The organism is Lentzea rhizosphaerae (assembly GCF_042649515.1).
Classification (GTDB): domain Bacteria; phylum Actinomycetota; class Actinomycetes; order Mycobacteriales; family Pseudonocardiaceae; genus Lentzea; species Lentzea aerocolonigenes.
On the sequence record NZ_JBHRZI010000017.1, the window covers coordinates 97,084 to 109,322 of the forward strand.

Sequence of the window (12,239 nt, forward strand, 5' to 3'; positions counted from 1 at the left end):
CAACGATCTTGATCAGGAATGCGAGGACTGTGGTGAAGCTGCTCGTCACGGGCGGGGCCGGATACGTCGGCAGCGTGTGCGCTGCCCGGTTGCTCGAAGCCGGGCACGAGGTGGTCGTCCTCGACGATCTCTCCACCGGCCACGAGGACGCCGTCCCTTCGGGCGCGCGCTTCATCCAGGGCGACATCGCCGAGGTGATCGGCGATGTCCTCGCTGAAGGGTTCGACGGCGTTCTGCACTTCGCGGCGAAGTCCCTCGTTGGCGAGTCCATGCAGGACCCCGGCAAGTATTGGACGGGCAACGTCCTGACGGCGATTCGCCTGCTCGACGCGATGAAGCATCACGGCACGCCGAAGCTCGTCTTCTCCTCGACCGCCGCGACGTACGGCGAGCCGCGGGAGGTGCCGATTCCCGAGACCGCTCCGACCGCCCCGACCAACACCTACGGCGCCACCAAGCTCGCCATCGACCACGCGATCACGTCGTACGCCGCGGCGCACGGCCTTGCGGCGACGAGCCTGCGGTACTTCAACGTCGCCGGCGCCTACGGCAGCATCGGCGAGCGCCACGCGACCGAGACCCACCTCATCCCGCTCGTCCTCCAGGTCGCGCTCGGGCAGCGTGAGCACATCTCGATCTACGGCGAGGACTGGCCCACCGAGGACGGCACCTGCGTCCGCGACTACATCCACGTCACGGACCTCGCGGACGCCCACCTCCTCGCGCTCGACCACGCCACCGCCGGCGAGCACCGGATCTACAACCTCGGCAACGGCACCGGCTTCTCCGTCAAGCAGGTCATCGACACCTGCCGCGAGGTCACCGGTCACCCGATCCCCGCCGTCGTCGCCCCCAGGCGCGCCGGCGACCCGGCCGTCCTGGTCGCCTCCGCCGAGCGGGCCCGCACCGACCTCGGCTGGAAGCCCGAACGCGCCGACCTCACCGGCATCGTCCGTGACGCGTGGGAGTTCACCCGCGCCCGCCACGGAGCCTGAGCCGGGATGACCGACTTCGCCTCCTTCGAGAGCTACAACGCCACCCCGCGACTCGCGTCGCTCGCGCTGTCCCCGGACGGCACCCGGCTCGTCACGGTCGTCTCGTCGCTCGCTCCTGACGGCAAGACCTGGCAGGGCGCTCTCTGGGAGGTCGACCCCTCCGGCGAGCGGGAGGCCGTCCGCCTCACCCGCTCCGCCAAGGGTGACTCCTCTCCCGTGTTCGCGCCGGACGGATCGCTGCTGTTCCTGTCTTCTCGCCCCGATCCGCTCGCGAAGCCGGGCGAGTCGAAGGAGCAGAAGGCGCTGTGGCGGCTTCCTGTTCGCGGCGAGGCCGAGGAGGTCCTGCGACCGGGCGGCGGAGTCGGTCAACTGCGTGCCGCGGGCGAGACGGTGGTGTTCACGTCGTCGGCGTACCGCTTCACGGAGTTCGGCGACGAGGACGACGCCAAGCGCAAGGCCCGCGAGGACGCGGGCGTGACAGCGATCCTGCACGAGTCGTACCCGATCAGGTACTGGGACTCCGACCTCGGCCCCGCCTACCCGCGCCTGTTCTCCGCACCTCTCGCGGACGTCCGCGCCGGGAAGGTCACCACTCTCAGCGAAGACTCCGAAAGCAGGCTCAGCGACGAGGACATCGCGCTGAGCCCAGACGGGAAGTGGGCCGTTCACGGCCACGCCGTCGACGTGAGCGCCTCCTACGGCCGCCGGATCGAACTGCGGCTCGTGGCCACGGACGGCGGCACCTCGCGTGTCATCGCTTCCGAGGACGGCTACTCGTTCGCCGACGCCACGTTCACTCCGGACTCCACCGCTGTCATCGCGATCCGGTTCCGCGAGTCCACTCCGGACTCCGCGTACCGGCGCGATCTCGTCCGCATCGACCTGGCCGGCGACTCGATCACGCCACTGGCGCCAGACTTCCAGGAGGAACCGGACCACCCGGTGGTGAGCCCGGACGGGTCCGCGGTCTTCTTCGCCGCCAGCCACCTCGGGCACCAGCCGATCTGGCGACTGGACCTGGCGACCGGCGAGATCACGAAGCTGACGGTCTCCGGCTACTACAGCGATCTGGTCGTGAGCCCGGACGGCCACACGCTCTACGCACTGCGCAATTCGGTCGACCACCCGCCACAGCCCGTGCGGTTCGCTGCCACGGGAGCCGACCAGGATCCGGAGCGCCTTCGCGCACCAGGTGCCATCGAGTCGGTGCCCGGCACCCTCACCGAGATCTCCACCGTCGTCGCCGACGGCAGGACCGTCCGCTCCTGGCTGGTGCTGCCGGAAGGGGCCTCGGCCGAGTCTCCTGCCCCGTTGGTCCTGTGGGTGCACGGCGGACCGGTCATGAGCTGGAACGGCTGGACCTGGCGCTGGAACCCCTGGCTGATGGCCGCCCGCGGCTACGCCGTCCTGCTGCCCGACCCCGCCCTGTCCACCGGATACGGACCCGACTTCATCCAGGCCGGTTGGGGCCGCTGGGGTGCCGAGCCCTACACCGACCTCATGGCCATCACGGACGTCGCGGTCGAGCGGGCCGACATCGACGCTTCCCGGACAGCGGCCATGGGCGGTTCGTTCGGCGGCTACATGGCCAACTGGATCGCCACCCAGACCGACCGGTTCCGCGCGATCGTCACCCACGCTTCCCTGTGGCACCTCGACGCGTTCTCCGGTGGCACCGACAGCTCCTACTTCTGGATGCGGGAGATGGGCGACCCCCTCACGCAGCCGGAGCGGATCCTCGCCAACTCCCCGCACCTGCGGGTCGCGGACATCAAGACCCCGATGCTCGTCATCCACGGGGACAAGGACTACCGGGTTCCGATCGGTGAGGGGCATCGGCTGTACTTCGACCTCATTCGCCACGGCGTGAATGCGAAGTACCTTTATTACCCAACCGAAAACCACTGGATTCTCACCCCCGGAAACTCTCGGGTCTGGTACGAGACGGTGTGGGCGTTCCTCGCCGAGCACGTCCTTGATCAGGACTGGGAACGACCCGAGCTGCTCTGAGAGCCGGACAACAACCGACGGGCGCTGTCCAGGTAATTGATGGACAGCGCCCTCATCTCCGCAGGCGGAAACGCGGCACTGACGGCGGCGCGCAGCAGTTTGGTCAGCGTGTGACCGGGACATGCCTCCTCCGCCGCATCGAGCGCGATGGACGCGATCCCGCCGTCGCCGCGCTGATACGCGTAGAACGCCAGCAGACAAGCGGGTTCCGCTCGTTCCGGCGCCGGGCTCGACCTGGTGAGCTCGAGCCACAGCCGTTCGGCCAGCCTGGACTTCACCTGTGCCGCGAAACCCATGCTCGCGTCTCGCACCTCGGGCACCGCCAAGGCCCTGGCCAGCGCGACGATCTCCGCGTCCGGCAACGGTCCCTTGCGCTCCTCCACGGCGTCGATCGCGTCGCGCACCCGGCGCAGTTCGACGCTCGAGTCAGGCTCGCCCGAGTTCGTCATGAGCTCGTCGAGCAACGCGGATCTGCGTTCCAGTGCCTCAGGTGGATCCAGGGCAGCGATCGCCGCCAAAGCCGCGCGTGACTCGAACGTCACGTTGCCGTCGTGCGCCGACGCGGCGGCCACAGCGGACAGCTGGGGATCCGGCAACGTCCCGTGGCAGTCGAGGTCGAAGTAGCAGAGCCACGGCGCGTCCTTCTCGCAGGACGGGAGCCAGACCGCCTCGACGACTTCGATGCCGACACCGCCCAGCCTGTGCTGGAGCGCGGTGACGAGCGGCTCGTGCGGCAGTTGCTCCGGCATGTTCGCGGACGGCGCGCACACGACCACGAGGATCACCTCGGCCGCGTCCTGTTCCAGCAGCGGTGCTTCCAGCTGGGCGGCCAGCATGCCCCTATGTCGCGGGCGCGGCAGGTCGACGCGCATGGTCATGCTGACCAGGTGGTCCTTCAGGACCAGCACGACCAGGGACTCGGCTGGATGGAATCCCATCAGGTGCGGGATCGCGGCGTAGAGGTCGCCTGCGGCGCGGAGGCGGATCGGTTTCGGGAGGGTTGTGGGCATGGGCCCACTGTGGAGGGTGGGGCTGGGAGGGAACCGGGGTGGCGGGGAAGTTGTGGACAACTCAGAGGGTGTGGACAGGTTGAGATCTTGGGCCGCTCTGGCGCGGGGTTTTGTCGGGGGTGGGTGCTACGTTGCCGCGCTTCGGCCCAGACGAGCCGAAGCGCGACATCACGTCAGAACGTCTGGAACAAGGCCCGCCAGCCGCCGACGACAGGCAGTTCCACCGACGTCCGGGCGAGATCCAGCGACAGGCCGACACCCGGCTTCGGGCGCAGCGTGTAGTCGTAGTCGCTGGAGATCAGCACGAACTCGAGCCGGTGACCGGCCTGCAGGATGTAGTCGTCAGGCACGATCGGCACGTCGACGTCGTAGAACTTGCCGGGCTTGATCGGCGACGTCTTGTCCGGCCGCTCACGGTTCTGCGGGTCTGTCGACCCACGCGTGATGACGTGCGACTTGCCGTCCGGGGCACGGTCGACGAGCAGCGTCGTCACGTTGGCCGCGGGACGGTCGAAGGCGATCCGCAGGTGCGCGGTCGACTTGCCGGACAGCCGCAACGGCTTCTCGGTCGACTTGGAGGTGTAGGAGAGCCGGTTCGGCGAGGTCGCCTGGTCGATCAACGACTCGGCCGTCTTCGTCGCGTCGTCGGTCAGCTTCTCCACACCGCGGCCGGGCAGAATCCCGAGGCCGCCCTTGGCAGATCCACCCGCTGACAGCCGCAGCCGCACGTCGGACGTGCCGGGAGCCGGCCAGTCCTTCTCGTCGACCCACGTCTTGTCCTCGCGCTGCAGCGTCGCCTTCGGTTCCTTGTCGATGCCGTTGCGGTGGCCCCAGAGGTACTGGGTGAACCAGCGGTTGAGCGTGCGCCGCCACTCGACGGATCGCAGCGTGTCGGCGTCCGTGTGCCCGGACTGGTGCAGCCAGATCTTGTGCGGCACACCGACCTTCTTCAACGCCGAGTACCACTGCTCGACGTGCGTCATCTTGACGTTCCAGTCGTTGAGGCCGTGGACCGCCAGCACGGCCGCACGCACCTTGCGGACGTCGTTGAGATAGTTCCGCTTGTCCCAGAACCTGCTGTAGTCACCGGTGATCCGGTCCTGGTCCTTCGCGATCTCGGCGATGATCGGCTTGCAGATCTCCCGGTCAGCGCGCGTGTAGACGTACTCGGCGAGCACGTCGGCGTCCTCGCCCTGGAACGTGCCGGGCGCGACGACGGCGCCGTCCGCGCGGTAGTAGTCGTACCAGCTGGAGATCGCGGCGATCGGCACGATGGCTTCCAGACCGCGCACGCCCGTGGAGGCGACCGCGTTGGGCAGCGTTCCGTTGTAGGAGACGCCCATCATTCCGGTCTTGCCGGTGGACCAGGTCGCCTTGATGGCTTCACCCGTTGCGGTACGAGCAGACGCACGACCGTTGAGCCAGTCGACGACGACACGCGCACCGATGGTCTCGTTGACGTCGCCCGTCGTCGGACAGCCCGTCGACTTGCCGGTGCCGAGCGATTCGGCGTAGACGACGGCATACCCGCGCGAGATGAAGTACGCCTCGTACCGGCCCGAGGTGATCGGGTTCGGGCCGAGGGCAGCGGTGATGCGTTCGTCGGAGGAGGACTTCAGCAAACGGCCGTTGCGCTTGTCCGGCACGTACAGCTCGACGTCGACGTTGTGGTTGGCGACGTCGTTGCCGCCCGAGAAGTACGGGCTGACCATGTAGACGACAGGAACCTTCAGACCGCGTTCGGTGGCGCGTGGCCGGACGACCTCGGTGTAGACCTCGTCGTCCTTGCCGTCGCGGTCGCTGTCGACCGGCGCACGGACCCAGAGGCTCTCCTTCACCACGTCCTTCGGGTCGAAGACGGGTTGCGCCTCGCCGTCCTTGAACACCGGCCCCTCGGCTGCGTGGGCGGTAGTGGGCAGGAATGGCAGAACTAGCACCGCGGTCAGCAGTGCGACTCTTCGTGCGCCCCTCACGAGGCACCCCCAATGCGGAATCCAGTGACAGGAATTCGCCCTGCACCCTTCCCCTTGACTGCAAGACATGTCACCCCTCGAACGGCTCTTGACCTGAGAGCATGGGCCGTGCACATTTCCGACTTCGTCCACGCGCTGCCGAAAGCCGAGCTGCACGTCCACCTCGTGGGTGCGGCCTCCCTCGACACCGTCCTCGCGCTCGCCCGCAACCACCCCGACGGGCCGGTACCGACGGACGAGGCCGCGCTGCGGGAGTTCTACGAGTTCACGGATTTTCGGCACTTCATCAACGTGTACGGCATCGTCAACGACCTCGTCACCACGGGCGAGGACGTCCGTACTCTCGTCGTCGGATACGCCCGCGACGCCGCGCGGACCAATATCCGATATGCGGAGCTGACGATCAGCGCGACGAGCCACCTGCGGGCCGGCATCGCGCCCGACGAGCTCGTCGAGGCGCTGGAGGCCGGGCTCGATGAGGCACTCGCGGAGCACGGTGTGGCGTTGCAGTGGATCTTCGACGTGCCCGGTGTGTGGGATCGCGACTGGGGCATGACGAGTGCGAGGTTCGCGACCGAGTACCGACCGGAGGGGCTGGTCGGGTTCGGGCTGGGCGGGTTCGAGTCGGACTCGCCGAGGACGAAGTTCCGAGAGGCGTTCGCGATGGCGCGCGACGCGGGGCTGCACATGGTGCCGCACGCCGGGGAGACGACGCCGCCCAGCGAGATCTGGGCTGCACTGCAGGATCTGCGTGCCGAACGGATCGGGCACGGTGTCAGTGCGGTGCAGGATCCGGTGCTGCTGCGGCATCTCGCCGACGAGGGCGTCTCCGTCGAGGTGTGCCCGACGTCGAACATCCGCACCGGTGCCGTGAAGTCGCTGGACGAGCACCCGTTGCCGCGGCTCGTGGAGGCCGGGGTGCCGGTGACGATCAGCACCGACGACCCCGGCATGTTCCACACCGACCTCGACCGCGAGTACCTGCTGTGTCACGAGCGGTTCGGGTTCAGCCGTGACGAGCTCGCCGGCCTCGCACGAGCTTCCGTGCGCGCGTCGTTCGCGCCGGCTGAGATGAAGGACCAGTTGCTGAAGGAGATCGACGGGCTATGACCGGTGCGAGCGTGGTGACGACGACGGTCGACTCCGCGGAGGCCGCGGAGTCACTGGCGAAGGGCATCGTCGAGGCACGGCTCGGCGCGTGCGTGCAGATCGTGCCGATCCGGAGCGTCTACCGGTGGGACGGCGAGGTGCGTGTCGACTCGGAATGGCAGTGCGTCGTGAAGACGGCCGCCAACCGCGCCGACGAACTCGTCGCGCACATCAAGACGCATCACGCCTATGACGTTCCCGAGGTCATCGTCACCCCCGTGGTCGGGGGCAACGACGACTACCTCGCGTGGGTCTCAGAGGAGACTTCTTAGATGGCGCGGCAACGGTTCCGTGTGCAGAACGCCGAGCCGTTGCGTCGCCCTCGTCAACGCCACGTACAGCTCGCCGGGTGACATGCGTTGTGGTTCGACGACGAGGACGACGTCGAACTCCAACCCCTTCGATGCACGCGGCGACATCCAGCCGTCGCCGATCACGGCGATCGTGCGTCCGTGGTGCGCATCGGCGTGTGCGTCGAGTTCGTCGCGCACCGCCGCCGATATATCAGTCACGCGGCGGGCCCACGGTCGTACGCCGGTCTTGCGCACCGACACCGGCGCCGACGCGTCGGGGTCGACGAGCTTCAGGACCGGCGTGGCGGCAGCCATGATCTCGCCGGGTGTGCGGTAGTTGACCTCGAGCCGGCGGTAGGTGAACCGCTCGAACACCGAACCCCAGCTCCGGACACCACCCGCTGCCTGACGCTGGGCCAGGTCGCCAACGACGGTCATGGACCTGTTGGGGCACCGGCGCAGCAGCACACGCCAGTCCATTGCGGACAGTTCTTGGGCCTCATCGACGACGACGTGGCCGTACGTCCAGGTGCGGTCGGCTGCGGCACGCTCAGCCAGAGAACGCTGATCGCGCACGTCGTGCCGGGCTGCCAGCACCTCGGCGTTGACGAAGTCGGTAACGATGTAATCGTCGTCGTCTGCCCGCTCGTCAATCGACAGGACGTCCATGACGCCGCGGGCGTACTCGAGCTGTTTAGCCTCTTCGCGTTGCGCCGCCCGTTCCGCAGACCCGTCCGAGCCGAGCAGTTCGGCCAGCTCGTCGAGCAACGGCACGTCGGACACCGTCCATGCCTCGGCGTCCTCCCGGTACAGCTCCGGCACACCGATCCGGAAGCACCGGCCCGCGTAGAGGTCGGCGAGCAACCGCTCCGGTGTGAGCTGAGGCCACAACCGGTCGACGGCGTCGCGCAGCTCCGGGCTGTGCCGGAGCTCGTGGCGCACGTCCTCCTCGATCTCCGGCCAGTCGACGCCGATCAACCGCATCGCCGGCGCGACGAGCTCCTCGGCGAGCGCAAGGAAGAAGTACTTGCGGGCGGCGTTGTGCGGCAGGCCGTAGTAGCGCGTCTTCTCGCGCGCGACGGCGGCGACGTGGGCATCGAGCGGGACGACGACGTCCTCGAGTTCGATCTCGATGGGTTCGTCCGGGAGCTCCTGCCGGTCGGCGACGGCGACGGCCAGCAGGTCTAGAACTGATATATCGCCTTTCAGCCGTTGCAGCGGCGGGGTGTCTTCGACGTCGGCGACGACGCCGGGATACAGCTCGCCAGGCGTGGCGAACACGACGTCGGTCTCCCCCAGCGACGGCAGGACGTCGCCGACGTAGTGGAGGAAGCCGATGTTGGGTCCGACGATCAACACGCCATGCCGCGAGAGGCGTTCACGGCGCGTGTACAGCAGGTACGCCACGCGGTGCAGGGCCACGGCGGTCTTGCCGGTGCCGGGGCCTCCTTCGATCACCAGGACGCCGGGGCCCGAGAAGCGGATGATCTCGTCCTGCTCGGCCTGGATGGTCGAGACGATGTCGCGCATCGTCGCGGTTCGCGGTGCGTTCAGGGCATCGAGCAGGGCGGTCGCGTCGCTCAACAGTTCGTCGTCGTGGAAGTCTCGCAGTTCGCGGTCACGGACGCGGAAGTGCCGCCGCAGCACGACGCCTTCCGGATTCGCGGCGGTCGCCGTGTAGAACGGGCGCGCCGCCGGTGCGCGCCAGTCCAGCAGGAGCGGTTCGAAGTCGTCGTCGAACAACCCGACCCGCCCGATGTAGGTGCAGTCACCCTTCTCCGAGTCGATGCGGCCGAAGCACAACCCGTCCTCCGCCGCGTGGTACTTCCTGACCTCTCCGGTCAGCACCCCGACGGCGGCCTCGCGATCCAGCCTCTGGGTGGTGGTGTCCCGCAGCACGGCCGCAAGCTTCGCGGCCGCTTTGTTCCGTTCGTGGTCGAGCCTTTCATACAGAGAGGTGATCCGTGCCTGTTCGCTCGCCAACACCTTGCCCCCTGTGATACAATAGTTCTGTCTTCCCGGAAAATTCATTCCGAAAATACAAAGCCATTCTTTGTATCACAGTTCATCGGCGCACGGAACCCTCCGCGAGATTCGAGATGAATGCGCGTGTACCGACGCACATGCGGCTGAGCTGGATCAACGCCACCCTGCACTGCGGCCACCAGGCTCGATCAGCACTACTACGGGCGATGAGGTGGCCCGTTCCGCTCGTGGTCGAGCGTGGCGATCCCAGTCAATGCAGGCGATCGAGCCGGGAGCTCCGACAATTCGTCGTCCGTCGCATCTGAAATGTACGCTTCAACAATGCGGAATGGACCTGGTCGCGGCATGAAGCTGGTCATCCTGGGCGGCGGCGGCTTCCGCGTGCCGCTGGTGTATCGCGCACTGCTCGCCGACAGGTCCCCAGGTCGCATCACCGAGGTGGTGCTGCACGACATCGACGCTTCCCGGCTCGCAGCCGTCAGCGGTGTTCTCGCGGAGCTGGCGACTGATATATCGGATGCGCCGACGGTGACGACCTCGACGGATCTCGACGAAGCGTTGCGCGGGGCGGACTTCGTGTTCTCCGCGATCCGTGTCGGAGGGCTCGCAGGACGCGCGGCCGACGAGAGCGTCGCGGCGGGGTGCGGCGTGCTCGGGCAGGAGACCGTCGGCGCCGGCGGTGTCGCATACGGGCTGCGCACCGTGCCTGTCGCGCTCGACATCGCACGCCGTATATCAGTTCACGCGCCGGACGCGTGGGTCATCAACTTCACCAACCCCGCCGGCATGGTCACCGAAGCGATGTCGGCACACCTCGGCAATCGGGTCATCGGCATCTGCGACTCCCCCGTCGGGCTCGGCAGGCGAGTGGCGCGGGCTGTCGGCGCGCATCTCGAGGACGCGTGGCTGGACTACGCCGGGCTCAACCACCTCGGCTGGTTGCGCGGGTTTCACGTGCGGGGCCGGGACGTGCTGCCGGATCTGCTGGCCGACACAGAGCGGCTGGAGTCGTTCGAAGAGGGCAAGCTCTTCGGTGCGGAGTGGTTGCGGACGTTGAGCGCTATCCCGAACGAGTACCTGCACTACTACTACTTCACGCGCGAGGCGGTGGAATCCGGCGCGTCGCGGGGTGCGTTCCTGCTGGAGCAGCAGAAGCGGTTCTACGCCGCGCCGTCGTTCGAGAGCTGGGATCGGACGCGGCTCGAACGCGAACAGACCTACATGGCCGAGACGCGCGACGATGAACGCGACGCAGACGACCTCGACGGCGGGGGCTACGAACAGGTCGCGCTCGACCTGATGCACGCCATCGCGTCCGACAACCGCACCACGTTGATCCTCAACGTTCCGAACCGGACGACGCTGTCCTGCCTGGACGCCGACGCCGTCGTCGAGGTGCCGAGCCTCGTCGACGCGAACGGCGCCCGGCCTCTCGCGGTCAGCCAGGTGCCGGACGAGGGCGTCGGACTCGTCACCGCTTTGAAGGTCGTCGAACGCGCCACCATCCGGGCCGCCATCAGTGGCGAACGTGCGCATGCGGTGAAGGCCCTCGCGCTTCATCCGCTGGTCGACTCGGTCAACGTCGCGCGCAAGATCGTCGACGCCCACCCGTTCCTGTCGGAAGCGTTTCGTGCTTGAAGTGGTTCGCCGAGCGCGACGGTGGAATTCCTGGCGTCGATCGACGTCGACAGCGTCACCGTTCGGGGCGTGAGCAGGGTCTGATGCCGAGTGGCGGTGTCCTTAACTACGCTCGTCCGCAAATGGACACCACCACCTCTCGCCGCGTGCCGCTCGTGATGGGCATCGCCGTGCTCGTGCTGCTGCTGGATCAGGCCACGAAGTTCTGGGCCGAGAGCGCGCTGACGGGTCGCGCGCCCATTCCCGTGCTCGGGGAGTTCCTGCAGCTCAGGCTCCTCTACAACCCCGGTGCCGCGTTCTCGATCGGCGCGGGGTCGACGTGGATCTTCACCATCGTCGCGGCCGTCGCCGTCGTGCTGCTCGCCCGCTACGGCATGCAGCCGCAGACCAAGCTGCGGGCGTCCGCGCTCGCGTTGATGCTGGGTGGCGCGACGACGCACCTGCTCGACCGGCTGTTCCGGCCGCCGGGCTTCGCACGTGGGCACGTCGTCGACTTCATCGACTACAACGGCTGGTTCGTGGGCAACGTCGCGGACATCGCCCTGGTCTGCGGCGCGATCCTGCTCGTGCTGCTGAGCTTCACGCCGACGAAGCAGCCTGCCGCGTGAGGGTGTCGGCTCGGCGAGTGGTCTCGGGCAGGCGGTAGCGCGGAGCGAGACGCAGCACTTCGGCGCACGCCCGGTCCAGGTCGATCTTGTGCCCGACCGAGACGAAGACGGGCTTCACGTCGTCCTGCGTCCGCAACGCCCTGCCGACGACCTCGTCGTCCATGAGGAGGTCGCTCATCGAGCCGCGAGTGCGGCCAGGCTGCTCGAAGGTTCCCATCGCGTTCTTCGCGACGCCGATGCTCGGAATCCCCGTGTGCACGCCGAGGTGGCATGCCAGACCGAACCTGCGCGGGTGCGCTAGGCCCTGACCGTCCGCAACCAACAGGTCCGGCGTGACCGTCACCTGATCGAGAGCGCGCAGCAGAACGGGCATCTCCCGGAACGCGAAGAGCCCGGCAATATATGGGAAGTCGGTGGTGTCCTCGACGACCACCTCGTTGAGGACGACCAGCGTCTTTGCATCGAACACCACGCAGACGCCGACAACTGTGTCATTGCTACGGTAGCCGACGTCCAGGCCCGCGACGGTGTTGATGTGCAGGTCAGGGGCGCTGGTGGTGATCACTTGGGTACGCAG

Annotated in this window: 10 protein-coding genes; 6 read left to right on the forward strand and 4 right to left on the reverse strand. The window is 67.8% G+C overall.

What is annotated here, in order from left to right; genetic code table 11:
* Positions 1-32: 32 nt before the first annotated feature.
* Complete coding sequence (gene galE, locus ACFOWZ_RS21990; RefSeq protein WP_382375336.1) at positions 33-995, forward strand: UDP-glucose 4-epimerase GalE; 963 nt, start codon at positions 33-35, stop codon at positions 993-995.
* Positions 996-1,001: 6 nt separating this feature from the next.
* The gene (locus tag ACFOWZ_RS21995; RefSeq protein ID WP_382375338.1) at positions 1,002-3,005 is read left to right on the forward strand and encodes a S9 family peptidase; all 2,004 of its coding nucleotides are present in this window, start codon (positions 1,002-1,004) and stop codon (positions 3,003-3,005) included.
* On the opposite strand, the gene ACFOWZ_RS22000 is transcribed toward ACFOWZ_RS21995, so the two are convergent.
* Entirely contained in the window at positions 2,975-4,015 is a 1,041-nt protein-coding gene (locus tag ACFOWZ_RS22000; RefSeq protein WP_382375340.1) for a DUF4192 domain-containing protein, read from the reverse strand. The two genes, ACFOWZ_RS21995 and ACFOWZ_RS22000, sit on opposite strands and share 31 nt — an antisense overlap.
* Before the next feature lie 173 nt (positions 4,016-4,188).
* The gene (locus tag ACFOWZ_RS22005) at positions 4,189-5,988 is read right to left on the reverse strand and encodes a Xaa-Pro dipeptidyl-peptidase (RefSeq protein WP_382375342.1); all 1,800 of its coding nucleotides are present in this window, start codon (positions 5,986-5,988) and stop codon (positions 4,189-4,191) included.
* Between the two features lie 108 nt (positions 5,989-6,096).
* Here ACFOWZ_RS22005 and add point away from each other — a divergent pair, with 108 nt between their 5' ends.
* Positions 6,097-7,098: an adenosine deaminase gene (add, locus tag ACFOWZ_RS22010; protein ID WP_382375344.1), complete on the forward strand. Its 1,002-nt coding sequence runs from the start codon at positions 6,097-6,099 to the stop codon at positions 7,096-7,098.
* Positions 7,095-7,409, forward strand: a complete 315-nt coding sequence (gene cutA, locus ACFOWZ_RS22015) for a divalent-cation tolerance protein CutA (protein WP_382375346.1) — start codon at positions 7,095-7,097, stop codon at positions 7,407-7,409. The genes add and cutA overlap by 4 nt, the downstream gene beginning before the upstream one ends.
* On the opposite strand, the gene ACFOWZ_RS22020 is transcribed toward cutA, so the two are convergent.
* Positions 7,392-9,329, reverse strand: a complete 1,938-nt coding sequence (locus tag ACFOWZ_RS22020; RefSeq protein WP_382375348.1) for a helicase — start codon at positions 9,327-9,329, stop codon at positions 7,392-7,394. The two genes, cutA and ACFOWZ_RS22020, sit on opposite strands and share 18 nt — an antisense overlap.
* Before the next feature lie 432 nt (positions 9,330-9,761).
* On the opposite strand from ACFOWZ_RS22020, the gene ACFOWZ_RS22025 reads away from it, so the two are divergent.
* Positions 9,762-11,054, forward strand: a complete 1,293-nt coding sequence (locus ACFOWZ_RS22025) for a 6-phospho-beta-glucosidase (protein WP_382375350.1) — start codon at positions 9,762-9,764, stop codon at positions 11,052-11,054.
* 122 nt (positions 11,055-11,176) lie between these two features.
* Positions 11,177-11,662, forward strand: coding sequence for a signal peptidase II (gene lspA, locus ACFOWZ_RS22030; protein WP_030464896.1), 486 nt, complete (start codon positions 11,177-11,179; stop codon positions 11,660-11,662).
* Here lspA and ACFOWZ_RS22035 read toward each other — a convergent pair.
* Complete coding sequence (locus ACFOWZ_RS22035; RefSeq protein ID WP_382375352.1) at positions 11,634-12,227, reverse strand: endonuclease V; 594 nt, start codon at positions 12,225-12,227, stop codon at positions 11,634-11,636. The genes lspA and ACFOWZ_RS22035 overlap by 29 nt on opposite strands.
* Positions 12,228-12,239 lie beyond the last annotated feature (12 nt).

Bases quoted from the DNA above. Each gene is read 5' to 3' on its own strand.
- ACFOWZ_RS21995 (WP_382375338.1), top strand. From the start codon at position 1,002: ATGACCGACTTCGCCTCCTTCGAGAGCTACAACGCCACCCCGCGACTC.
- ACFOWZ_RS22000 (WP_382375340.1), bottom strand. From the start codon at position 4,015: ATGCCCACAACCCTCCCGAAACCGATCCGCCTCCGCGCCGCAGGCGAC.
- cutA (WP_382375346.1), top strand. From the start codon at position 7,095: ATGACCGGTGCGAGCGTGGTGACGACGACGGTCGACTCCGCGGAGGCC.
- ACFOWZ_RS22025 (WP_382375350.1), top strand. From the start codon at position 9,762: ATGAAGCTGGTCATCCTGGGCGGCGGCGGCTTCCGCGTGCCGCTGGTG.
- lspA (WP_030464896.1), top strand. From the start codon at position 11,177: ATGGACACCACCACCTCTCGCCGCGTGCCGCTCGTGATGGGCATCGCC.